Raw genomic sequence first — 24672 nt, forward strand, 5'->3', positions numbered from 1 at the left:
TGCCTTTAGTACTCGATCATGCGCAGGCACGAATTATTCACCCGTGCCCACACACTAATTACTCAGTCGTACCTGCACCCAAGAAGTACAGTCCGGTCACCGAAATTGGTTTGAAGTCAACGAGAGTGTTGTCATCCCAAGCACTTGGTGCCTTGCGGTGGAACAGTGGGTACAGCGGGACTTCGTCCGAGAGTACGTCGAAAGTTTCATTCCAGATTTCTTGCTGCTTGGACTCGTCAGTTTCCTGCAGTCCCTTATCCAGCAAGTCTTGGATCTTCTCGTAGCCTTCGTCGTTCCAGTGCATACGGGTCTGGGTCCAGGTGTCGTTACCGTACCACCAGCGCATCAGCAGGTTTGGATCGTTACCGAAAACGGATGGATCGCCTGGGGCCAGCACGACGTCGTAGGCATCCGGCTTGCCGTCGATGGTGTTGTAGACGTCGGAAGATTTCTTCTCTTCAAATTCGACCTCAACGCCGGCTTCTTTCAGGCTTTCCTGCACGATCGGTGAGACCAGCTTGACCCAGTCATGGTCCGTAGCCAGCAGGTGCAGCTTGTCGACGCCGGCCTTCTCGAACAGCTCCTTGGCCTTGTCAGTGTCTTTCTCATAGACGGTGGCCGCCTCGTGGAAATTCGGGTGTTCGGTATCCAGGAAGGATTTCGCAGCGGTGGCCTGGCCCTGCATCGCGTTTTCGATGATCTTGTCCATGTCGATCGCGTACAGGAATGCTTGGCGGGCGTCCTTGTTCGAGAACTGGTTCGACGGATCGTTATTGAACATGGAGAACAACAGACCGAAGCCCTGCTCGGATTCGAGTTCGTTGGTGGCAGCAACGGTGTCGACATTCAGGTATGGCACGGCGTCAATGGCCTGTACCTGCTGGGATTGCAAAGCGTTGATGCGGGTTGAGGCATCCGGGATGATGTCCCATTCCATCTTGGCCGAGCGTGCCGGGCGCTCACCGTTGTAGTGCTCGTTGCGTTCGAATTTGATGGTGTTGGTGGCACCACCGTTATCGGTCATGACGTATGGCCCGGAACCAACCGGGTTGTTATCGAAGGCTTTGGGGTCTTCTTCCACGACGTCCTTCGGCACGATTTTGACCGTCGACAAGCGTTCTGCCAAAACACCGGTTGGGTGTTTCAGGGTGAACTTCACGCTCGTGTCATCGACTTTTTCTACCGAATCGATGAAATCAATAAATGAGGCGTACAAAGACTCGTTGGATTCGTCCATCACGCGTTCAAACGAATAGACGACGTCGTCGGCAGTGATATCAGAGCCATTGGAGAATTTCGCACCCTCGCGCAGTTCCACGGTGGCCTCGGTGCCGTCGCCGGATTCCGGCAATTCTTTGGCCAGTGCTGCATAGGTGGAGCCGTCGGTTTGATCCAGCTCGGTCAAACCTTCCAGGGTGTGCCAGTTAGCGGCAACCGTCAGCGCGGCGGTGGTGGTCATAGGGTCATAGCCGTTGGTACCCAGCTCGTAGGAAATGGCAGCGCGGATGGTGCCCTCTTCGTTAACTTCGCCCGATGCTGCGGAATCAGCACTGGAATCACTGCTGGAACCATTCGACGCGGAGTCTTGCGCGCCGTTGGAGCTATCGTCTGGGGCGCAGGCAGCCAGTGCAAGACTCACGCTGGCAGCTGCGGCGACCATGCCAATTCGGCGGATAATGGAGACATTCAGAGACATGAGGTCTTGATCCTTTCTGTCAAGGCCCAACCGCGTATTACACCAGCCGATTGTGATCCTGGCGTGACTCTCAGCGTCGGAACTTAAAGTTGTGAACGTGATCATATAATATGTCAGACATCTGACTTCTACCAATTAGTTCAGTGATGAATTCATTCACAAAACCGTCCACCGCGCATTTTCCAAGGTCATCGGCTTTACTGCACCACCGCTACGGGGGTAACCTCACCGGCGATCCCCACCCGAAAACCACATCCGGAAATACCGCACCGTCCGAAAGGAACCGCAGTGAGCCAACGCCCCAATGCCGCAACGCTGGCCGCCAATGGGATCACCGACTACATCAAACAACACCAGCTCAACCCCGGCGATCCGTTGCCGACGGAAGCACGTCTGTGTGAAGCACTGAATCTTTCCCGGTCTTCTGTCCGCGAAGCCGTGCGCACCCTCGCCAGCTTGGATATTGTCGAGGTCCGCCACGGCCACGGCACGTTTGTCGGCACTTTGTCTCTGTCGCCGCTGGTACAGGGCCTGGTGCTGCGCACCACCATCGATTCCGCCAATTCTTTTGCGCATCTGCGCGAGGTGGTGGAAGTCCGTATCGGCTTGGATCTCTCCATGGCCGCGGAATTATGCCGAGCTTTTACTCCCGACGACGCCGAACACCTATTGGCACTGGTCGACGACATGCACGACCAACACGCGTCGGGACAGTCATTTGCGGAGCAAGACCGCGCCTACCACCAGCGCTTGAACTCACTGATTTCGAATAGTCTGATCCGCGAGCTCTGCGATGCTTTTTGGCAGATCCACATGGACGTGCTGCCCTTGATGAAAGTGCAGATGCCCGGCGATATTGAAAAAACCATCGAGGCGCATGCCGCCATTGTGCATGCGCTGCAAGCTGGCGACGAGCAACGTTATCGCGAGAAAGTCCTCGAGCACTATGCCCCGCTGCAGCGCGCAATTGCTGCGGAACAGGAATGCTAGCGCGGGCAGATTTTAGTCCAGCGCAGCCGAAAATGCCGCGGTAATCCAGCCGGGATCGGTGATCGCGGTACCGGCAATGATTGCGTCGGCACCGTGTTTGATCCCTTCGGCCACCAAAGCCGGGGTGTGGAAGCGGCCCTCCCCGATCACGAAGGCATCCGGACCCACCAACGCACGCCCCTGGGCTAGGCATTCGAAATCTGGCCCTTCGGTTTTCTCCCTGTGCTCGGTGTAGCCAGCCAACGTCGTGGAGATAATATCCGCGCCGTCTTTGTGGGCAGCGGCCATTTCTTCCGGCGTCGCGCAATCGGCCATCATCACCGCGCCCAGCTCGTGGGCTAATTCGACGAGCTCAGCGAAGCTGGAGCCATCGGGGCGCTGCCGCAACGTGGCATCCGCACACACCACCGCCGCACCCGCGGCAACCACGTTGCGCACGGATTCCCGGGTTGGGGTGATGTATACGCCGGTGTCGCCTTCTTTGGTCAGCCCAAATACCGGGACATCAACGGCGGCAGCGATAGAGGCAATATCGTCCACCCCGCCATATCCGCCACAGCGAATTGCTGGCGCTCCCCCGTCGACGCAGGCACGCGCCACGTGCGTCAGCGTGTGGGTATCGCGCATCGCGTGTCTGTCGGGTGCTTGCACAGACACGACCACGTTATCGCGCACAGCATTAATGATTTCTTGCCGACGCCCAGCGATATCACTGGATTGGAAGGTAAACGCCATAGCTTTCGGTTCTCCTGTGTAGTGTGTGGGCTCTTAGGCTGTGGTTTTTATGCAGCGGTTTCTCGCCCGGCTATCGATCCGGTCGCCACACTAGCTGGTTGTTGCCGCGAATTCCCGCGCATAGGCGGCGGCACCGACCAGCGGGGCTAGTCTGCCCAGCTTGGAAGCCACGATCGGCAGCCGTTGTGCAGAATCAACTGTCCATTGCGCAAATCCGGCGCGCAGTGCCCCCAGTACTGGTTCGCCCAGGCCGCCGACCCCGCCGCCGATGACGATGCCGTCGATATCTAAGGCAAACGCCAATCCGGCCAGCGCGCGCCCGAAGCCACGCATATTGCCATCGATCACGTCGAACGCCAGGCGGTCGTCGTTGTGATAGCGCTGCATGATCTCCGGCAGGCTGAGGTCGTTGGGCCCAGGTGGGTGGTCCCATGCGATGCGTCCGGCGAAGTCCGGTTGCGCGGCGAGCACGTTGTAGTAGCGTGCCAGAGAGTTGCCGGAGCAGGTGTTTTCTACCCGATCGGCCATCCCGCGCAGGTCTGCGACGAGCAATTCGGAAAATTCGCCGGTGGAACCGGTCGTTCCGGTTTGTAGTTCTCCATTGTCGACGATGGCTCCGCCAACACCTGTGCCTAACGATAGGTAGACCACGCGACCGGGAAGCTCCCGGCCCGCCCCGAAGGTGTGCTCGCCGAAGGCCCAAATGCGCACGTCGTTGTGGCAGGCCACCGGCGCGTGCGTGTACCGGGCGATGATATCTTCAATGATCGTGCCTTGCCAACCGGGAACGGTAGGTCCGGAGCGCAAAATGGTGCCGTGCGGGCCGCGCACGATCCCCGGCGCGCCAACACCAATGCGATCCGGTTCAATACCGGCCTCGCGGGCAACGCTCAGTGCCACACCGACGGCCTTGTCAAACTCGGCGGCAAGCGACGAGCCTTGTGGTTGTGCCGGTACCGAACCCGCGGCAATGATGTCGCTCGGGGCGTGATCGCGGACGATGCCGTAGGCGATTTTCGTGCCGCCGATATCAAAACTTAAAGTGCTAGGCACCGCTACACACCTACACCCCGTGGCCGAATTCATCGACGATGGCAGCAACGCGTGCGTGTTCGTCGTCGTTGAGCGGCATGTGTGTCGGCGACATCCGCGGGGAAGCAAACACTCCTAGGTGGTGCAGTGCGGATTTGAATCCGCCCAGCCCGGCTGCGGACCCACCCATACGGGCACCGTCGCCGACGAAGGCCACAGCCATGAGTTTGTTGATCCGCTCTTGGATTTCAACAGCCTGGTCCCAGTTTTTCGCCCGGCAGGTCTCATGTAGTTTTACGTAGGCATAAGGGTCGACGTTGCCCAGACCCGGTACGACGCCGTCGCAGCCGCCCAGATAGGCATAATCCACGGTCATTTCCGAACCGGTAAGCACCACGAAGTTGTCCAGCTGCGCAGCTCTGCGCGCGGCAACCACGGCACGGGTGTAATCGTCTTTGCCGCCGGAGTCTTTAATGCCGTCCAGCACGCCTTCTTGTGCCAGGCGGATCAACATGGGGATCTCTAGTACCACGTTGACCGAGACCGGCAGGTTGTAGGCAAAGAGCTTCAGCTCTGGTGCTGCAGCGTGAATCTGGCGGAAGTGTTCTTCGATTTCGTTTGGGTGGGTGCGTACATAAAACGGTGCGGTGGCCACCAGTGCGTCGACGCCGCGTTCACGCGCATCAGCTACGTGCTCTAGGCAGCGCGGGGTGGTCATGTCGATTACGCCTGCGGCGACCGGCAGCCGACCCGCGTTTTGATCGATGATGGTGTCCAAAACGATTTGCCGGTTTTCCCTAGTCAAAAATGCCACCTCGGCCGATGAGCCCAGGGCGAACAAACCGTGAATACCGGCTTTGATCATCCGCTCTACTTGTGCGCGTAGCGAATCCGTATCAATGGAAAAGTCCTCATGAAACGGGGTGACGATGGGGGGCACTACTCCGTGGAATGGCGCGATGGTTTCTGACATTTTTAGCTCCTGACAGTCCAGACGTTGCTAGTCCAAACGTTGTGTGCGCGGGCGGGTACGTAAACATCATACGTCTTATGTCTAGATGGGGTAGAATTCACAATTAATCATTTCTCCGGTCAATATCTCAACCGGTCGCTAGCTCAGGAGAATCATGACCACCTCACCTACCGCCACCTTGGATCACGCGCTCCCGCAACGCCTCGAAGGTCGGCTTGTCACCGCAGGTGCAGAATGGAATAACGCAGCCATCACCGTCGACGAAGCCGGGGTGGCCACCGCCGTCGAGCAATTACCCGGCCACGGCGAGATCACCTGGGTGCCTGGTTTTAGCGACCTGCACAATCACGGCGGCAATGCCGGTGCTTTTCCTTCCGGCACTACCGACGACTGCCGTCGCGCCGCGCTGTATCACCGCACCCACGGCACCACGACGTTGCTGGCCAGCCTGGTGTCTGCCACCGGCGACGAACTCGCGCGCCAAGCCGAGCGCCTTAAACCCCTCGTTGCCGAAGGCTTGATCGACGGCATCCACATGGAAGGCCCGTTTATCAACCCGGGCAAATGCGGCGCACAGAACCCGGCAAAAGTCATGCCTGGCAACCCCGCGCTGTTTTCCCGCGTCATCGACGCCTCGGACAACACCGTCCGAGCAATCACCTTCGCCCCGGAAACCGAGCATGCCGACGAACTACTCCGCTTGTGCGCAGACCACGGCATCATCGCCTCACTGGGGCACACCAACGCGGACTACGCAACAACCCACGCCGTGATTACTCGCGCAGTAGAACTCGGAGTCACCGTCACGGCAACACATCTGTTCAACGCCATGCCGCCCATCCACCACCGCGCGCCGGGACCTGCGGCGGCCTGCATCGCGGCTGCGCGCACCGGACAGGCGCACCTGGAGATCGTCGGCGATGGCGTGCACCTAGCCGATGGCACCGTCGACATGATCATGGCCGGTGGCAATCCGTCGGCTTTCGCCATCACTGATGCCATGGAAGCCGCGGGTCTTGCCGACGGCAGCTATCAGCTCGGCGGACTCGGTGTCACGGTTGCCTCCGGGGTCGCCAGGCTCACCACCACCGATGGCACGACCCGCAGCATCGCCGGAGGTACTACCACCCTGTTTGCACAATTCACGCGCTTTGCCGGGCGCCATAGCCTGCCAGAAGCAGTGGCTTTTACCTCCAGCAATGCACGCGCCGTACTCGGCAAACCGCGGCTGGACTACCCCGCCGACATCGTCGGGAAGCCCATCGAACTAGTCGGCATTACCCCGAAAGGCACCATCCACGCAGTGCACACCGCACACAGCGTGCATTCACCACGCTAAGCAATCCCGATTTTTCCCCATTATCACCACTATCACCACCGTCACCACCGAAAGGCTGCCAGGAACCCACCATGGAAATTCTCATTCGCCCCACCCCAGAGGCTGTCGCCACGCAGGCCGCCGACATCATCGCAGGCTATGTCCAACACGGCTCGGTATTAGGGCTGGCCACCGGCTCCACGCCGATCGCGACCTACCAAGAACTCATCCGCCGCCACCAACAGGAGGGCTTAAGCTTTGCTGGCTGCAAAGTCTTCATGCTCGACGAGTACTTAGGCCTTGACCCCCAACACGAGCAATCGTATGCCCGCACCATCCGACGAGAGTTCACCGAACACTTAGACATCAACGACGCGGATGTCTTTTCCCCATCCGGCAACAGCGGCGATCCGCTAGCAGCCGCAGCTGACTACGACCGCCACATCACCAGCGAGCACGTCGCAATCCAACTACTTGGCATCGGCAGCAATGGGCATATCGGGTTCAATGAACCAACCTCCTCACTCAACTCCGTCACGCGCCTGAAAACCCTGCACCCACAGACCATCCGGGACAACGCACGCTTTTTCGACACCCCCGACGAGGTGCCCACCCACGTACTCACGCAAGGCTTGGCGACGATCCGGCGCGCCGGGCACCTGTTACTGGTGGCCACGGGTGCTAGCAAAGCGGCGGCCATCGCGGCGACAGTCGAAGGCCCGCTGTCATCAATGTGCCCGGCATCCACGTTGCAGCTCCACCCGCACGCAACAGTGCTGATCGACGAGGAGGCAGCCTCCCAGCTGACCTTCCGTGAGTACTACCAGTACGCCGACCAGAATAAGCCGGCGTTCCAGGGATATTAAGCTAGTTTTAAGCTTCGCGGCGCCGAAGTGACAAGTATGCGCCTGCCAAGATGGTCAGCAACCCTGCCAACACGAACGGCCAGATTCCAAATGATCCCGTCTTTGGCATTTCTCCTTGCCGGATATTTGCCAATTGGATGGTCAACTTGTCCTTGGATTTCACGTCCGAGTACATATTCGCTACCGGATAGCTAGTTTTCCATGAGTCTCCCTCCGCTCCGTGCGCGGAAGAATCGTAAAACATTGCCTGGACATTGTTGCCCTTATCGCGTGTGAGCTGGAACAAGATTGGCCGCGTGAGCAGATTATAGGGCTTTCCGGACTCATCCTTAGGAGATTGCGTCTCCAGCAACCAATAATATTTGCCAACCTCGAGCTTATCCTCGGTGCTGTAAACACCAGATTCTTCGGTCTCAACTAATGCGTGTGCTCCAGGGTTATCAGGGTGCACCGCGGCTTGCCAGTTAATGTCATTTTCTTGCGTGAAGCTTCCGTCTTCTTTCGTACCGTCAATCAAGACAAATTGACCACCGCTGAGCTTTTTCGGAGGAACACTATTTTCGATATCGCTTGCATCAACCTTGTGTAGTTCGAAGCCAACTTTCGAGTCAACTTCCTCGACGCAGCCCGCACTATCGTGGTTATCATTCGGAGTTTCGTCTTTGTCATTGTTCAGTACTTCAACCTGGTTAGGTTTGCATTCACTTTGCCCATCTTTGAATCTCGCGGCGATATACATCCGCACAGTGTCCCCAGGGTTTAAGCGTCCAAAGACAAACTGAATCGTTCCTCGGCTCGGATCGTTCGCCTGATAATTCAGTTCAGCAATGGGCGTAGTGATTTTTTGTCCGGCACTATTAAAGGTCTCCCAGCGATACTCTCCAGTCGTTGGATCGTATACTTGCGGGAGCTTTTCATACACGGTTGATCCCGACGACGCAGCTTCTCCAACGTTGGTAAGTTCGACGGCCCAAAAGTGGTAGCCTTCGATGCTGGCAGTACCCGTTTCTTGTTCTACGGTCTTTCGCACCCCATCTTGCAGGGAATACAGCTGCGCCCGGTACTTTTCATCGATTTCACCAGCAAGATGGGTTTTGCTGACCCGTAAATCACTATTTACATCCGGAAGGGCCAGTGCATTACTTGTCGCATCCGTGTTGTAGGAATCCGGGATCTGAGTGAGCAACTGCACGACCTGAATCTTGGGGTCGTTGCTCGCGGGATTCTCCACCCGAACTTGTACACCATTCTTTTCCGCGCGCGCCTCACCACCTGGGCCAAATCCAAGATTGCCGTTTCCGTAGCTCCACGCCGTACCCCATGTTGTAACTTGCTTTAGCTTGCTTCCGTCAAGGGTCGTTCTCTGCGAATCCGATAGTTTAAAGTACCGCGATTTGCCGTTACGCAAATCTACACGTTGCAAGACTAGATCTTGGTCAGTAGAGGGCCTCGCTTCAGGAATCTGCTGCTTTCGCAGAGGCTCCCGACTTACAAGCCCCCAAGCGTATTCTGGGTTTCCTTTTACCTGTGCATAGTCCTCAGCATAGAATTTAACATTGAGTTTCTCGATCTTTGGTTTTCCAGCGACAAATCGACCTGCAGAGGGCAACGGAATCCTATACATCGTCCGAGTACCAGAAGTCGATGAATTTGAGACAAACAGGTGTCCTTTGTAGACAACACCGGCATTCAATAACTGTCGGTCGCTCGCCCCAGCTTCGGCCAATATATCGGCCCCGTTCGCGGCCCGTAGAGGTCCTAAGTTCCGGGTTTGCCCGTTGAGGGGATTTATTTGCAGTAAGTGAGCCTCCGGAAAGCAGTTTTGCTGGTCGCCTGTCTTCTCGTTACTTACTGCATATAGCCAGTTATCCTGTTCATCATAGGCAAGCCCGTTATAAATCCATCCACTTTCGCCAACCCTTTTGAATGACTTCGAATCCTGCTCTTGCAAGTTCAAGGTTGTACGAATGAGGTCACCGCTACCTTGTCCCTGTTGGTTAAGAGAAGTACTGACGTAGACCTGGGTTCCCGAAGTCTTTTCTTCGCGGGTTAAGTCACGTTTAGCTTGTGGTTTCGCTAAATCTGATTCACGGGGTGGGTTATCGTAAAGTTCCTCGGAATGAGTTACTAAACCCACAATGGCTGACTTAAAAAAGCGTTTTGGTCGAGCTCCCGTGTCGACAGCAACTTCAATGGTTCCATCCCCACCTACTTCAAATGTCGGTAATACAAATTTAATTTCAAAGCGATTAGCTGAGAGTTGACCTTTAATCTCGCTATTGGTTACCGACGATGAACGCGTAGTTAAATTACCCTGAGAGTTACGGAATATTGTGGCACTCCCAGAATTTAATCGCGCACTAGTTTTGATCGTTAACGAATTAATTTTATCGCCTGGGCGTAATCCACTGATCCTTACAAGAGTAGATGTCCCATGATTCTCATAATTCCCGCGTCCTGACAACGGTAGCTCTTTGGTACTAGAAGACTGTTTACCCAATGGTTCACATTGCGCAACAGAACGGGCCCCTTCCGCAAGGTTTAAATTCTCGGAACTAAAGAGTCCTTCTGCTTCCAATTCTGCACGAGTAGGCAATTCGTCAACACCCGCAATGCGGTACTCTCCACCTGATGGCGCCATCACTGTTAACTCAATGCGTTTTGGTGGATTTGCATGAAGCTTATTGCCATCAAAGATGATCAAATCGCCAATGGCGGAAGCACGCAACGCATAATCAACGGGCTCACGCTCTTGACCGTCAGTTACAGCTTTGTCTACCGCCTCAATCTCGCCCGCACCTGAGCGGACCACCCCAACCAGGTTATCTAACGAAAGATGGTCATAAAAATCCACTGGGTGTTCAATGACGACCTCATCGACGTTCCCGTTACGAGTAACTGTAACCTGCGGCTGTTCCTCAAGATCTTGCACAGACGCCTCATGTGGCATGTGCTCAGGTACCGTCTGATCCATTTCGCGTGACACCGACGGTTCAGTATCCTCTATAGGTTCTGTAACCGACGTCGCAGATTCAGTCGGTGTCGCTGAGCCCGGAGCCGGTCGCGCCGTATTCTTAAGAGTCTCGTCTGCGGGCCCTGTGATAGTTTCCTGTGTGGCCGGCTGATTAGATTCTTCATCCGCACGGGCAAATTGCCCAAAATTACCCGTTACGAACGAAATAACCAATACAGCTATCGCCACCACGATAGCTACGAACACCGGAAATCGTACACAAGGGATATATTTCACGTTATTACTCTGTCTCTTCGTGATAGACCGCGCGAAAGCGGGTATGAACCGTCCAACGCAAGAGCACCCCTGTGCGCAAAGAGCTGGCAGAACATTAGTTAATTTAGTCACCTGATACTACAACTGTTTTCCGCAAATATCCAGCTTACGCACAGAGTGCTCAACAATTCTTTCCCGGTCTTTTCTTGTCGTCTCACAGCACTGAACTCAAGTTCGCACAATTCGCTACCGTGACCCTGCGCACGCGTGTGATCCCGACAATATAAGGTATGGGCTATGAAAAAGCTTCTCACACCCAACCCACGCAGCTACGGCAGGCCGGAAAACTCCACGCCGCAAAGCGATGCCGTGCCCACCTCCCACCTGCGCGCCGATAAACAACAGCTCGTCGCCGATATGAGCGCGATCGTCGGCCCGGAAAACGTGCACGCACGCATTAGTGATGTCGTCCGCTATGCCTCGGATGGCGGCCCGTACCGCTTGCTCCCGCAGGTCATCGTCGCACCGCGCCACACACAGGATCTCTCGCGCGTGATGCGCTATGCCACTGACCATGGCCGCAATATCACGTTCCGTTCTGCTGGCACTTCACTGAACGGCCAGGCCCAGGGCGATGATCTACTGGTGGATCTGAAAACCCACTTCACCGGCATGGAGGTTCGCGACGGCGGCACGGTGTTATGGTCACGCCCAGGCGTGATTCTCGGTGATGCCCAGGCGGTGCTTGGCCGCAATGGTTTCATGCTGGGGCCGGACCCCGGATCAACGTCGGTGTGCACCATCGGTGGTGTGCTCGCTAACAACGCCGGTGGTATGCGCTGCCGGCTGGAAAACGATAGCTATCACAGCATCCGCCAGGCGGAATTCGTGCTGCCGTCAGGCACGATCGTCGACACGCACGCCGGTGATGCAAAGTTCCGCTCCCAGGAACCGGAGCTGCACGCTGGCCTGCTACAACTGCGCGACAAGATCCGTAGCGACGAACAGCTGGTTGCACACTTGCGGGAGAAATTTTCTATCCGCAACACCAACGGCCTGCGCCTGGACGCGTTCTTGGACGAAGAAGAGCCAGTACGCATCCTGATGCGTCTGTTGGTCGGGTCCGAAGGCATTTTCGGCGCATTCACCGAATGCGAGCTCGATACCGTCGCGTTGCCGAAGAAGAAGGCCGTGTCCTGGGTGATGCTGCCCGACCTTTTCCAGGCAGCGAACTACGTCGCCCCACTAATGGAGACCGGCGCGTGGGCCTGCGAGCTGTTGGTGGCTCCGGTGCTGAAGAAATCCGTGGAGAATTTCGCGCAGGCGCCAGCCGAGTGGGCGGATATTTCCGACGAGTCCGCCGCCCTACTGCTGGAAGTCGGTGGCGCTGATGATGCCGAGCTTGCCGACGCCATGGACCGCGTCAAAGAGGTGCTTGCCGACGCCGAGCTGGGCGCCGAACTGGAATTTTTCACCAGTGATGCAGACATCCGAGGCGCATGGGCGATCCGCAACGGGCTTTTCGGCCTGCTAGGAGCAGACCGGCCGCAGGGATCCGCGCTGATTACCGAGGACGTGTGCTTCCCACCGGCACAGATCGGTGCGGCTGCTGCCGATCTGCTGCATTTGCTCTCACGCTACAGCTACCCAGAAATGGTCATGGGCCATGCTGCCTTCGGCAACCTGCACTTCTTCCTCATCCCGGAATTTGATGATCCGAAAGAAAAGGATAAATACGCCGAATTCCTGCGTGAACTCGCGGATCTGGTCATCGACAAGTACAACGGCTCGTTGAAAGCCGAGCACGGCACCGGCATCAACATGGCTCCATTTGTGCGCCAAGAATGGGGCGATACCGCCTGGAACCTGATGTGGGAAGCCAAGCAGCTCATCGACCCCACCGCGATGCTGGCACCAGATGTGAAGCTCACCCGGCGCGAGGACAACCACCTGCACAACTTCAAATCGTTCCCGCGCGTGGAAGCAGAGATCAACCCGTGCGTGGAATGTGGTTTCTGCGAACCAGTCTGCCCTTCCCGGCACGCGACCGTGACCCCACGCCAGCGCATCGTGCTGCGGCGGGAGATGGCGCGCCAGGCCCCCGGCTCACCGGTGTTGAAACAGCTGCAGGAGGAATACCAGTACGACGCCGTCGATATGTGTGCTGCCGACGGCACTTGTGCCATCCCTTGCCCAATCAGCATTGATACCGGCGCGGTGATGAAGAACCTGCGTGCAAAGCAGGCTACCCCGCGCGCGGAAAAGGTCGCTTTGACCACCGCTGAAAAGTGGGATGTGGTGGAGAAACTGGCCCGTGCGGGCATCATCAGCGCAAACAAGGTTGGCGAAAAAGCCGCTGGTTGGGCCGCTAACGTGGCTCGGAATGTGATTAACCCGGATCTGGTGCCATCGGTGCCGGGCGCATTGCCGCAGGCTGCGGACCGGTTGCCGGCTACCGAACGCGCCGGTGCCAGCGCGGTGTATTTCCCGGCATGCGTGAACCGTATTTTCGGCCGCCCGGCTGGCTCGGATCCCGAATCCGTCGACCTGCCGCGCGCCATGGTGGAACTTGCTCGCCGCAGCGGCCAGTCGCTGTGGATCCCCAACGATGTCACCGGTTTTTGTTGCGGCACGCCATGGTCGTCGAAAGGCTACCAGGATGGCTTTAGCCACCAGGCGCACGCGATCGTGCGGAAATTCCACGACTGGTCCGATGGCGGCACATTACCGATCATCATCGACGCTTCCAGCTGTACCCACGGATTGCTCTCTGGTGTGCCTGAGGTGCTGGATGCCGAGACGAAGCAGCTTTACGACGAGCTGCGCATCATCGACATCGTCGAGTGGCTGCATGATGATGTCATCGATTATCTGCCAATCCATCACGACATGGGCACCATCGCGGTGCACCCGGCCTGTTCTACCCAGCACATGAGCCACACCGACGCGCTCGTTGCCGTCGCCAATCGTGCGGGACAGGCTAGTGTTCCGTTCGGTGCGATGTGTTGCGGCACCGCTGGTGACCGCGGGCTGTTGCACCCAGAGCTGGTGGAATCTGCCACCCGTGAGGAACGCACCGGCTTGGATGCTCGGCATTACGACGCCTTCGTTTCATCGAACCGTACCTGCGAGATGGGCTTGGACGTCGTCGCCGGGTACCAGTTTGATTCTGTGGCTGTGCTGCTAGAAAAGGCCTCACGTCCGGTGGTGACGCCGTAACTTGCCGGTGCTTCTGTATTTGCTGATGTTTCTGGGAACCCGCGCTGGGGTGTGAGAGTCCAATGGTGTGACACTCCAGCGAAAGGATTCCCATGACGGCAGCGACCATTTCACCAGTTGCACCAGCACCAATTACGTCAGCGCCAAGTGCACCAGCGCCCACAGCTGCATCGACGCCCGGCCTTCCGGCTTTATCCGAGTGTGTGCCTGTTATGCGGCCATCCTCCTGGGTAGACCAGCGCGGATTAAGTGACGATGGTTTTTGCGATTCCTTGGCTCATCTACCCTTGTCACGTACCACCGCTGTAACGCTCAGCGTCGATGAGATGACGCTGAGCCACCGCGCATTAGCCGAATTCAATATCGCGATGCGCCGCGCCTGGGATGTCGCCGCCGATAATGTTTTACGCGCAGCGCATACTCCGCAGGGCACCGAATTTTGGACGCGGCCAGCAGCGGATCTACTGGGACCTTCGGCCCCACCAGGCATTCAGTTGCGTTCCCACCCAGTGCCCGCGACCTCCTGGCTGGCGCATCCACGGTTGCTGTCGGTAATGCACGATCATCTCGCGCGATTACTCGGCACTGATGCCCTGATTTTTCTGGCCCCAGATATCACAACATTGGTGGCGCTCACGGAATGCACCATTCCGGCTGCTACCGGTTGGCTGCGGGTGGCAGCAGAAAATACGCAAGCCGTATCCCGGTTTTTCGGGCAGCCTGAACTGTTATGCGAGTCTCCGCTGGTGGCCGCGCATGGCTTTCCTACTGAATTATGTTGAGCACGGCCGTCCGCTGCGTACCATGTGCGCTCTACCCTGGCGCCGACCTAACCGCGGCGCTTACCAGTAAATTTCTCCATGTCGCGGCGTTCTTTTTTCGTCGGCCGTCCCGCCCCTGGATCACGCTTCGGCAGACTTGGTTGCAGTGGTTTCGGTGGGGCGGGTGGCGAATGGTCGATATAGCAATGCTCCGCAAGCTTCGCGCCCACGCGCTTGGATACCGTCGCGTTGATTTCTAAGCGAAATTCCCGGTCGTCTTTCCACACGGTAATCCGTAGGCCCGGGACCACGGGCGATGATGGTTTGGCGACCTTGTCACCAATCAACACATGCCCGGCTTTCACTGCCTTGGTAGCTTCAGCACGGGTTTTGAAAAAGCGCGTCGACCACAACCAGGCATCGATGCGCACCGGTGCGGCCGAAGGCTCATTGGGTTTCGCAGTCATAAAACAACCAGAAAAACTTTTGTTGAGTATTGCTCGTTTTTTAGTAATGGTCTTTGTGGTTGATGATCTTGCGCACCTTGCTGTAGTTGTAGACACCACCAACGACGGCCACGATAAAGCCCAAAATCAACCAGAACGACGAACTAGAAAACAAAAACGCGAATAAGATGCCGCCACCGATGCCGGCGCCCACGCTGATGACACCGTTTTTGGAGTATTTACGCACGGCCGCCTTGCGCCGCTCAATCGGGTTCTGCGAAGTTGGTTGCATGCTCATGACCGCCTAGTCTACCGCCTTTTCTACCCAGGCAGTCCCCGCTTCGGCCAACTGCGCAGCACCCGAAGTCAACGCCGCCAGCTGGGATTCCAGCTGCTCCACACCATCCGGGTCCACCGCCAAGGTGTAGGTGACATCAGCCCCGTATTCCGTATCCGTGATCGTGATATTTTTCGCGCGTAACTCAGCTTCGTATTTCTGTGCGTCGGCATGCGAAAAACTCACGGTATACAAATTGCGCAGGCACCGCCAGCGTCGTTGCACCTGTTCTACTGCCAGCCCCGCGGTCTGTGAATACGCGTGCACCAGCCCGCCTGCGCCCAATTTGATACCACCGAAGTATCGAACGACCACGCATGCGAGATCCTGCATCCCGGAACCATGCACAACATCCAAGATGGGTTTACCGGCGGTCCCGCCTGGTTCGCCGTCGTCAGAGGAACGCTCCACCGGGTTTGCCTGTTCCACCCGATACAGATAGGCCGAACAATGGTGCCGGGCATCCGGAAATTCCGCCCGCACGCGGTCAATAAAATCCCGTGCCTGTTCGTCGTCTGACACACGCTCAATGATGCCGATAAACCGCGATCGCTTGATCTCTATCTCGGCGCGAAACGACTCGCCCGCCGCGGGCAATTGATAACAATGATCGTTGTCAGCCATTATTTCACCAAATAGTCATATTCGGCAGTGCCCGGCAGCAAACGCTGGCAGTCAATAGACGATTCCTCCATGCGCTCCAGCAATGGCCCCAGGTCCGTGGCAGCACCCAATTCCAGTCCCACCAGTGCCGCACCGGTTTCACGGTTATTGCGCTTGAGGTATTCAAATAATGTGATGTCATCATCGGGGCCGAGGATTTCCATCAGGAAATGCCGCAGCTGTCCTGGTTCTTGCAAGAAGTTAACCAGGAAATAGTGCTTCAACCCGCGATCCACCAAGCTGCGTTCCATGATCTCGGCATAGCGCAGCACGTCATTGTTACCGCCAGAGATGATGCACACGACCACCGAACCCGGCGCGATATCCATCTGGCCCAACGCGGCCACCGACAACGCACCGGCTGGTTCGGCGATAATGCCTTCGTCTTGGTACAAACTCAGCTGCGCGGTACATACCGTGCCTTCGGAGACCTTAAGATTCTGGATACGCTCGCGGTTCGCAGCAATCACCTGGTACGGGTGCGCGCCGATGCGTTTGACTGCGGCACCGTCCACGAATGGGTCGACGTCTTGCAGCGTCACCGGCTGGCCTGCCTCAAGTGCGGCATCCAGGGAGGCAGCACCACGCGGTTCAGCGCCGACCAGGCTGGCGTGCGGTGCCATATCCGCGAAATAGCTGGTGATCCCAGACAACAGTCCACCGCCGCCGACGGGTACGACGACGGTATCAAGGCTGTGGCCGCGGGCGGACAGCTGCGAGAGGATCTCGGCGGCGACGGTTCCCTGGCCGATGATGGTATCGCGGGCATCGAATGGCTCGACGACGGTGGAGCCGTGTTTTTCGGCTTCCGCGCGGGCAGCAGCTGCCGCTTCGTCGAAGTTTGCCCCGGTGACCACGAGTTCGATGGCATCGCCACCGTGGACTTTGATGCGGTTGCGTTTTTGCTTCGGGGTTTTCGTCGGCACGAAAATCCGGCCTTTAATGCCCATGGTGCGACAGGCATATGCCACGCCCTGCGCGTGGTTTCCGGCAGACGCCGCCACGATTCCGGCTTCGCGCTCTTCCTGGCTGAGCTTCGCGATGGAATAATAGGCGCCCCGGATTTTATAGGAGCGCACATCCTGCAGATCCTCGCGTTTCAGAAACACCTCAGCGCCGGTTTCCTGGGATAGCCTAGGACAATACTGCAGCGGGGTGGGTGCGATAACACTGGAAATTCGCGACTGCGCAAGTTGAATATCAGCAGCCCGGATGGGCTCGAAATGGGCAGTAGAACTAGCGGCAGTCTGCGAGGTCGTCATAGCAACTTATTGTAACCACCCCACACTAAGTCTGCGCCATCACGATGCCAGGGCCCATCGTGGCCTTCAGATCCCCCATCAGGTTATTGGAGCGCTCCACGGTCAAGTGGTCTCCCAGTACCAAGACCTCCTCGGCCTCGCCATGACTTAGCGTCAAGTAGACTTCGGTATCACCCGGGTGATCCAGCAGCACGGATTTCAGCGCGGCAATCGCTTCCATCGAGCACTGCTGCGTGCTCAAGTGCAGGCGCAACGGTAAGCCTGCTCCCCCGCCCCGTCCCAATTCGGGCACGCGCATATCGTTACCGATGACTTTCTGGTCACCGTCACCCCAGACCTGGATCTGGGCTTTGAACAGCACGATATTATCCTCGACGATGTCCTCGGCGACCAGCGAATAAGCCTTGCTAAAGACCCAGACATCCACCTGCGCGCCGTGGTGATCCTCAATGGTGACAATCGCCCAGGGCGAGCCGTCCTTTTTGGAAAAACGCCGGTCGACGTTCGAAATAATGCCGCCAATAACCACATTTTGCTTCGGCCGCAGCTCACCGGAAACCACCGTCGTCAGCGCGGTATCGGTATAGGCAGCCAGTGCTTGTTCGAATCCGTCGAGCGGGTGGCCAGAAACATACAGCCCCAGCATTTCTCGTTCGAGTGCCAATTCGTGCTTGCGCTCCCACGACTCGTCCGGGACGGTAATCGTAAACGCGTTCTGCTCGCTATCATCGCCACCCATACCGGCGAACAGGTCAAACTGGCCTTTATCCGCGGCCTTCTTCGTCGATTGCACCGAGTCGACGGCATCTTCCTGGATCAGCATCAACCCTTTGCGCGGATGCCCCAGCGAATCAAAAGCACCGGCTTTGATCAAAGCTTCGGTAATCCGCTTCGAGCACGGCAACAGCTCGATCTTGTCCAGATAGTCGCCGAAAGAACGGTAGGCACCTTTTTGCTTGCGCGTTTTAATAATCGAGTTGACCACTTCTGTACCGACGTTGCGCACCGCGCCCATGCCATAGCGTATATCCTTGCCGACGGCCATGAACTCGACATCCGACTCGTTGACATCTGGCGGCATCACCTTGATGCCCAGGTGTCGGCAGTCTGCCAGGTAAATCGCGGATTTATCCTTCTTATCGCCCACCGAAGTCAGCAGCGCAGCCATGTACTCCGCGGTGTAGTAGGCCTTCAGGTATGCCGTCCAGAACGAGACCAGCCCGTAGCCCGCCGCGTGCGATTTGTTGAACGCGTAGGACGCGAACGGCTCGATAACGCCCCACAAGGTATCGCAGGCATCTTTGGAATAGCCGTTTTCTGCCATTCCGGAAGAAAACTTCTCGTACTGCTGGGCCAGCACTTCTGGTTTCTTCTTACCCATGGCTTTTCGGAAACCATCCGCCTCACCAGCGGTGTAATTCGCCAACTTCTGCGAAATACGCATGATCTGCTCCTGGTACACGATCAGACCATAGGTTTCTGCCAGGATCTCTTCCAGCGGTTCCGCCAGCTCCGGATGGATCGGGGTGATCGGTTTCCGCCCGTTTTTGCGGTCGGCGTAATCCAAGTGGGCATTAACACCCATCGGGCCTGGTCGATACAGCGCAAGCGCGGCGACGATGTCTTTAAAGCCCGTCGGGTTCATGCGTTTCAGCAGCTCCTGCATACCCGTGGAGTCCAGCTGGAATACGCCCAGGGTTTCGCCGCGCGACAGCAGCCGGTACACCTCAGAGACCGCCTCGTCGTCAGGCGTGAGTGTTTCCAGGTCAATTTCTTCGCCCCGGTTTTGCCGGATATTGCGCAACGCATCACCGATCACCGTCAGGTTACGCAGCCCCAGAAAGTCCATCTTCAGCAGGCCGATGGCCTCACAAGCCGGGTAATCCCACCCAGTGATGATCGCACCATCCGCGTTGCGCTTCCACATCGGGATGTGCTCCATCAGCGGCACCGAGGCCATAATCACCGCACACGCGTGCACGCCCGGCTGTCGCACCACGCCTTCCAACCCGCGGGCGGTGTCGTAAATCTTTTTCACATCCGGGTCGGATTCGATGAGGTTGCGCACCTCCGTGGCCTCGGAATAGCGCTCGTGCTCCGGATCCATGATGCCCGACAGCGGAATATCTTTCGCCATGATCGGCGCTGGCAGCGCGCCGTTGATGCGGTCGGCCATCTGGAAACCGGGTTGCCCGAAGTGCACCTTCGCCGAGTCTTTAATCGCCTGCTTGGTTTTCACCGTGCCAAAGGTGATCACCTGCGCAATCTTGTCCTCGCCCCAGCGCTCTGCGGCATAAGTAATCATTTCTCCGCGTCGGCGGTCGTCGAAGTCGATATCGATATCGGGTGCCGACGGACGCTCCGGGTTCAAGAATCGCTCGAACAACAGGCCATGTTCGATGGGGTCGATATTGGTGATCGTCAGCGCGTAGGCCACCAACGCACCCGCAGCCGAACCACGGCCCGGGCCCACCCAAATTCCCACAGAGCGGGCATACTTGATGATCTCAGCGACGATTAGAAAGTACGACGGATAGCCCTTGCCGTCAATAACTTCGATTTCATATTCTGCGCGCTCAATGTATTCACGAGGCACCTCCTGGCCCGGGAATCGTTCCGCCAGGCCCTCCATGACCTCGTGGTGCAGCCAGGTAGTCGGCGTATGACCTTCTGGCACATCCGCCACCGGCATGCGGTCATGCGAGTGCTCTTCCCACATGGAGGAATAATCACCGACGCGCTCGGCAATCCACAGCGTGTTATCGCATCCATCCGGAACCATATGATCCCAGCTCTCACGCATTTCGGCTGCGGATTTAATGTAATAGCCGTCGCCGTCGAACTTAAAGCGATCCGGGTCCTGGAACGTCTTGCCGGTCTGCACACACAGCATCGCCTCGTGGGCTTTGGCCTGCGATTGCAGGACATAGTGGCAGTCGTTGGTCACCAGCGGCGGCAAGTCCAGGCGTTTGCCGATCTCTAGCAGCTGATCCCTGGTGCGCTTTTCGATGTCCAGGCCATGGTCCATCAGCTCCAGGAAATAATTGTCCTTGCCGTAGATGTCCTGCCACATGGCTGCGGCTTCCAAGGCCTCGTTAAATTGGCCCAAGCGCAGGCGAGTCTGCACATCACCCGACGGGCAGCCGGTGGTCGCGATGATGCCGTCGGCATGCTCGGCGATCAGCTCGGCGTCCATGCGCGGCCACTTACCAAGCTGGCCCTCGTAGGATGCCAGCGAGGACAGCTTGAACAGATTTTTCAGGCCCGTAGCGTTTTCCGCGAGCATGGTCTGGTGCAAATAAGCACCAGAGGCGGAGACGTCGTCACGCTTTTGATCCGGGGTTCCCCAGCGCACACGGTTTTTATTGAAGCGGGATTCCGGGGCCATATAGGCCTCGATTCCGATAATCGGCTTGATGCCTTTCGACGTCATGCGGCGATAAAACGCATCCGCGCCGAACATATTGCCGTGGTCTGTCATGCCGACGGCAGGCATTTCTTGCCGGTTGACCTCTTCCGACAGCAGATCCACCTTGGCCATTCCATCCAACATGGAAAATTCGGTGTGATTGTGCAGATGAACGAAAGAGGAGTTTTTAGCCATGGAGTTATTCTAACGCTTGGGCGCTAGGACTCCAGTGCCTGTTCTGCACGGGCGTGAGCTCGCAAAACAGAAAAAGCAGCAACCGCACCCAAGGTTGCTGCAAGAAGGCCTGGCCAGGCAAAAGAGCCGTTAAATACGCCGATTACCAAGCTGAAACAGCCCGCAAAAATCGCCAACAGTGCGACGCTAAACGTGATCGATTCTCGCTTCTTCATAGCCATGGATTCTAGCCGACACTCGCAGGCGGGTGGAAGGTAACCTGCGGTGGGCTGATGCCGAACTGCCCGAAGACTGCATCCGGCGGCAATACCTCGACGGCATAGACGTGCGGGGAATTCGCCAGCGGTGCTAGGTGCCTCGGAGTGTCATAGGCGACGACGGCGATGATGCCCGGCGTTGTCGCATCTGAGGCAGCACTGACAGTGTTAGCGAGAACATTCGCGAAAACTTCGGCGCGGCTACCGGCTGCAACGCGTGTGCTGGCTTCGGTGGGTTCCGGCAGATCCAGGATGTGTAAATCCTGCGTGATGACGGTGCCGACACGGTGGAGATCTGCGACGAGTGCGCCTGCTTCTGCGCCGGTGAGCGGTTCGGTGAAAGAGATCATCGCGAAGGCATTGTGCCCTGGCGCGTCGGCGAGTGCTGTGGCCAGGGAGTCGTCGGCAAGCGATTGGTACTCGGCATCAGGCTGCTGCGCATGCTGGCCCAGGTGATCGCCGGCGAAAGGCCGCGGGCGGGCATAATCATCGCCGCCCGCCAACCACATCAGCCCCGCAAGCAGCGAAGCAACGACGAGCAGTTCACCGAGAGTGCGGGTAAACATCGTGTGCCCAGTATCCAGTATCTCGCAACTATTGCCGCAACTTGCCGAGGGCGTCGGCAAGATCGTCCGGGTACGGCGCCTCGATTTCCATCCAGTGCCCGTCAGCGGGATGGTGAAAGCCGACCTTGACCGCGTGCAACCATTGGCGGTTGAGCCCCAGGCGCTGCGCGAGATTCGGATCGGAGCCATACATCGGATCACCACAACACGGGTGGCCAAGCGCGGACATATGCACGCGAATCTGGTGGGTGCGCCCGGTTTCCAGGGAGATCTCCAACAGGCTAGCCTCCCGGAATGCCTCGAGCAGGCGGTAGTGGGTGATGGCTCGTTTTCCGTCGTCGGTGACCGCGAATTTCCAGCCGGAACTCGGGTGGCGTCCAATGGAGCCGTCCACGGTGCCCTCGATCGGATCCGGCAGCCCTTGCACCAGCGCGTGATAGGTTTTGGACACGGTGCGCTGGCGAAACGCATTTTTCAGGCTGCTGTAGCCACGCTCCGAGGCCGCAACCACCATCACCCCCGAGGTGCCGACGTCAAGGCGTTGCACAATTCCCTTGCGTTCCGGCGGGCCGGACGTCGAAATGCGGAAACCGGCCGCAGCCAGGCCTCCCACGACAGTCGGGCCTTCCCAGCCGACGGTGGGGTGCGCGACCACGCCAACAGGTTTGTGCACCGCTATAAGGTCTTCATCGAAGTAGAGAATGTCCATGCCTTCGACGAGTTCTTCCTTCGGCACCAGTGGTTTCGCCGGTTCCGGCAGCGTAACCTCCAGCCAGGCGCCTTCGTGCAAACGGTCTGACTTGCCGACGATCGCGCCGTCGACAAGCACGTCCCCGTCCGCGCTCAGGTTGGCCGCGACCGTACGTGAGAGCCCAAGCAACTTGGCCAGCGCGGCGTCGACACGCATTCCGGCTAGGCCTTCGGGCACCGGAAGTGAGCGGGTTTCGCGAGAATTAGTGCTCATCGTCGGCCTCCTGAGAATCAGCCTTGCGTGCGCGGCGTTCTTCGGTGAATACCGCGAGCAAAAACAGTGCGACGCCGACGGTGATGAACGAATCCGCAACGTTGAAGATGGCGAAATCACCCACGGAAATGAAATCCACCACGTGGCCAAACCAAAAACCGGGTTCGCGGAGCAACCGGTCCACGAGGTTGCCACCCGCGCCGCCTGCGACCATGGCCAGCGCGATTGCTTGGAATCGGTCGTCGATGCGCGGTGCTGCGATGAGCACGCCGACGAGGAAGACCAGTTGGAAGGTGGTAAACAGCCAGGTCGATGATTCACCGCCCAGTGAGAATGCCGCGCCCGGGTTGTAGACCAGCAGGAAGCGGAACCAGTCGCCGATGATGTGGAGTGCTTGACCGGGTTGTAGTGCAGCTTCGATGGCGATTTTGCTGGCTTGATCGAACGCGACGACGGCCGCGATGATCAGCAGCATGAGCCGCAGGTAGGGTGCGCGTCGTCGAGTTGGCAACGTTTTTAACCTAGTCACGGGTTTTATTGTTCCTGAAAGTGGGGTTTTACGTGAAATCGCGGCGCTGGTTAGACTGGCGGTCGTGATTTCTGCTGCTGTTTGTGCCCCATTCGCTTCCGCCGGACGGACTTCTTCTCGACGCTCTGGCGCTTCCCGACGCTCTGGTGCTTCCCGACGCGTCGCCGCTGCTTCCCTGTTGACCGCTTCTGCGCTGGTGTTGGCTGCGTGCGGTGATGACGGGGCTGGTGCTGATGGTTCCGGTAGTGCGGAAACTGCAAATAGCGCAGGTAGCGCTAATAAAGCCGGTAGCGCTGGGGAGCGTCGCGGTGAGGCTCCCGCCACAGAGCAGGCAGTCGGCTTGCCTATTGACCCTCCACGCATCGAAGTTGTCTCCACTGGTGAGGGTGAGCGCGTGGCCTTGGCGTATGACGATGTCGATGCCGAACAGGCGGTTGATGTCGAGGTGTCGGAGGGGTTTGAGCAACTGGTGATGCGTAATGAGCAGTTGGTCACCGAGGCCCCCCAGGCTGGTGAGATGGTGACTACCACCCTGCCGGTTGCTGGTTCCGTGTTGGTTCCGGAGGGATTTGATGAGTCGACTCCGGGCGCGGATTCTGCAAGGCATGTGGATTTCCGGGTGCGGGACCCGAAGATTTCTGGTGATTCGGCAGAGGTTGCCTCTGCCGATGGTTTTGGTTTCGGCTGGTTGGCTGAGTCGAATGGCCAGTTGAATACGCTGTTGTTGGCTGCTCCGGAGCGAGCGAGCGATGAAGCCCGTGCGATTATGGAACAGTCTTTGACGAAGTTGGTCTCTACTCCGGTGATTTTCCCGGAGGAACCGGTTGGCGTGGGTGCCGAGTGGTCGGTGGATTCGCGCGTGGCTGGCGAGGCCACCATGCTGCAGACCACCACATTTACCGTCACCGAGATTGCTGGCGATGAAATCACGTTGGATGTTGCCGTCGAGCAGCGGCCTGCTTTGGGTGCATTGTCGTTGGAGGGCCAGGCTGGTGCGGATGGTTTTGCTGATGACACATTGAATGTGACCAGTACGGATACGCGTTCGACGGGTTCGCTGACTGTTGATGTGCATAAGCCGTTGCCGGTTTCCGGCGAGCTCGATTTCACCACTCGCGTGGTATACGGCAATGAGGGCGGCAAGGCCAGCGTCGTACAGGATTCCTCGACTCGCCTGCGTTTTACCAGCGCAGAATAAGCGGCGAAGGAGGTGTACTCGCGGTTT

At 57.9% G+C, this 24672-nt stretch carries 20 protein-coding genes; 6 read left to right on the forward strand and 14 right to left on the reverse strand.

Annotated elements, in window-relative coordinates; genetic code table 11:
- Nucleotides 1-58 precede the first annotated feature (58 nt).
- The gene (locus B142_RS0101855) at nucleotides 59-1696 is read right to left on the reverse strand and encodes an ABC transporter substrate-binding protein (RefSeq protein ID WP_018119843.1); all 1638 of its coding nucleotides are present in this window, start codon (nucleotides 1694-1696) and stop codon (nucleotides 59-61) included.
- A 288-nt stretch (nucleotides 1697-1984) separates the two neighbouring features.
- Here B142_RS0101855 and B142_RS0101860 point away from each other — a divergent pair, with 288 nt between their 5' ends.
- Nucleotides 1985-2686, forward strand: a complete 702-nt coding sequence (locus B142_RS0101860) for a FadR/GntR family transcriptional regulator (protein ID WP_018119844.1) — start codon at nucleotides 1985-1987, stop codon at nucleotides 2684-2686.
- Nucleotides 2687-2698: 12 nt separating this feature from the next.
- On the opposite strand, the gene B142_RS0101865 is transcribed toward B142_RS0101860, so the two are convergent.
- From B142_RS0101865 to B142_RS0101875, 3 genes are all read right to left on the reverse strand, one after another.
- Nucleotides 2699-3421 (reverse strand): putative N-acetylmannosamine-6-phosphate 2-epimerase, encoded by a 723-nt coding sequence (locus B142_RS0101865; protein ID WP_018119845.1) that lies wholly within the window; start codon nucleotides 3419-3421, stop codon nucleotides 2699-2701.
- A 90-nt stretch (nucleotides 3422-3511) separates the two neighbouring features.
- On the reverse strand, nucleotides 3512-4474 hold the full coding sequence (locus B142_RS0101870; protein WP_018119846.1) for an ROK family protein: 963 nt from the start codon (nucleotides 4472-4474) through the stop codon (nucleotides 3512-3514).
- Between the two features lie 10 nt (nucleotides 4475-4484).
- Nucleotides 4485-5426: a dihydrodipicolinate synthase family protein gene (locus B142_RS0101875; RefSeq protein WP_018119847.1), complete on the reverse strand. Its 942-nt coding sequence runs from the start codon at nucleotides 5424-5426 to the stop codon at nucleotides 4485-4487.
- 154 nt (nucleotides 5427-5580) lie between these two features.
- Between B142_RS0101875 and B142_RS0101880 the strand changes: the two genes are divergently transcribed.
- Both B142_RS0101880 and B142_RS0101885 read left to right on the forward strand, forming a co-directional pair.
- Nucleotides 5581-6765: an N-acetylglucosamine-6-phosphate deacetylase gene (locus tag B142_RS0101880; RefSeq protein WP_018119848.1), complete on the forward strand. Its 1185-nt coding sequence runs from the start codon at nucleotides 5581-5583 to the stop codon at nucleotides 6763-6765.
- 71 nt (nucleotides 6766-6836) lie between these two features.
- A complete protein-coding gene (locus tag B142_RS0101885) occupies nucleotides 6837-7610 on the forward strand; it encodes a glucosamine-6-phosphate deaminase (protein ID WP_018119849.1) in 774 nt (257 codons plus the stop codon).
- Between the two features lie 7 nt (nucleotides 7611-7617).
- Here B142_RS0101885 and B142_RS0101890 read toward each other — a convergent pair whose 3' ends face one another.
- Nucleotides 7618-10860 (reverse strand): DUF6923 family protein, encoded by a 3243-nt coding sequence (locus B142_RS0101890; RefSeq protein WP_155860910.1) that lies wholly within the window; start codon nucleotides 10858-10860, stop codon nucleotides 7618-7620.
- 276 nt (nucleotides 10861-11136) lie between these two features.
- On the opposite strand from B142_RS0101890, the gene B142_RS0101895 reads away from it, so the two are divergent.
- Nucleotides 11137-14058, forward strand: coding sequence for an FAD-binding and (Fe-S)-binding domain-containing protein (locus tag B142_RS0101895; RefSeq protein WP_018119851.1), 2922 nt, complete (start codon nucleotides 11137-11139; stop codon nucleotides 14056-14058).
- A gap of 212 nt (nucleotides 14059-14270) precedes the next feature.
- Nucleotides 14271-14840 (forward strand): hypothetical protein, encoded by a 570-nt coding sequence (locus B142_RS11560; RefSeq protein ID WP_126843671.1) that lies wholly within the window; start codon nucleotides 14271-14273, stop codon nucleotides 14838-14840.
- A 47-nt stretch (nucleotides 14841-14887) separates the two neighbouring features.
- On the opposite strand, the gene B142_RS0101905 is transcribed toward B142_RS11560, so the two are convergent.
- From B142_RS0101905 to lspA, 9 genes are read right to left on the reverse strand one after another with little or no spacing between them, the layout of a single operon-like run.
- Entirely contained in the window at nucleotides 14888-15286 is a 399-nt protein-coding gene (locus B142_RS0101905) for an RNA-binding S4 domain-containing protein (protein ID WP_018119853.1), read from the reverse strand.
- A 40-nt stretch (nucleotides 15287-15326) separates the two neighbouring features.
- A complete protein-coding gene (locus tag B142_RS0101910; RefSeq protein WP_018119854.1) occupies nucleotides 15327-15563 on the reverse strand; it encodes a hypothetical protein in 237 nt (78 codons plus the stop codon).
- Nucleotides 15564-15569: 6 nt separating this feature from the next.
- Nucleotides 15570-16226 (reverse strand): YigZ family protein, encoded by a 657-nt coding sequence (locus tag B142_RS0101915; protein WP_018119855.1) that lies wholly within the window; start codon nucleotides 16224-16226, stop codon nucleotides 15570-15572.
- Nucleotides 16226-17527 carry a threonine ammonia-lyase IlvA gene (ilvA, locus tag B142_RS0101920; protein ID WP_026167755.1) on the reverse strand — a complete coding sequence of 434 codons (1302 nt, stop codon included), beginning with the start codon at nucleotides 17525-17527 and terminating at the stop codon, nucleotides 16226-16228. Before ilvA ends, B142_RS0101915 begins: the two co-directional genes overlap by 1 nt.
- Before the next feature lie 25 nt (nucleotides 17528-17552).
- Complete coding sequence (gene dnaE, locus B142_RS0101925) at nucleotides 17553-21131, reverse strand: DNA polymerase III subunit alpha (RefSeq protein WP_018119857.1); 3579 nt, start codon at nucleotides 21129-21131, stop codon at nucleotides 17553-17555.
- 23 nt (nucleotides 21132-21154) lie between these two features.
- Nucleotides 21155-21346, reverse strand: coding sequence for a hypothetical protein (locus B142_RS0101930; RefSeq protein ID WP_018119858.1), 192 nt, complete (start codon nucleotides 21344-21346; stop codon nucleotides 21155-21157).
- 11 nt (nucleotides 21347-21357) lie between these two features.
- Entirely contained in the window at nucleotides 21358-21954 is a 597-nt protein-coding gene (locus B142_RS0101935; RefSeq protein WP_018119859.1) for a hypothetical protein, read from the reverse strand.
- Nucleotides 21955-21982: 28 nt separating this feature from the next.
- Complete coding sequence (locus B142_RS0101940; protein WP_018119860.1) at nucleotides 21983-22918, reverse strand: RluA family pseudouridine synthase; 936 nt, start codon at nucleotides 22916-22918, stop codon at nucleotides 21983-21985.
- A complete protein-coding gene (gene lspA, locus B142_RS13930; RefSeq protein WP_268908758.1) occupies nucleotides 22908-23447 on the reverse strand; it encodes a signal peptidase II in 540 nt (179 codons plus the stop codon). The genes B142_RS0101940 and lspA overlap by 11 nt, the downstream gene beginning before the upstream one ends.
- A 64-nt stretch (nucleotides 23448-23511) precedes the next feature.
- Between lspA and B142_RS11565 the strand changes: the two genes are divergently transcribed.
- Entirely contained in the window at nucleotides 23512-24645 is a 1134-nt protein-coding gene (locus B142_RS11565) for a hypothetical protein (protein WP_018119862.1), read from the forward strand.
- The last annotated feature ends 27 nt before the right edge of the window (nucleotides 24646-24672 follow it).

The organism is Corynebacterium propinquum DSM 44285 (assembly GCF_000375525.1).
Taxonomy (GTDB): domain Bacteria; phylum Actinomycetota; class Actinomycetes; order Mycobacteriales; family Mycobacteriaceae; genus Corynebacterium; species Corynebacterium propinquum.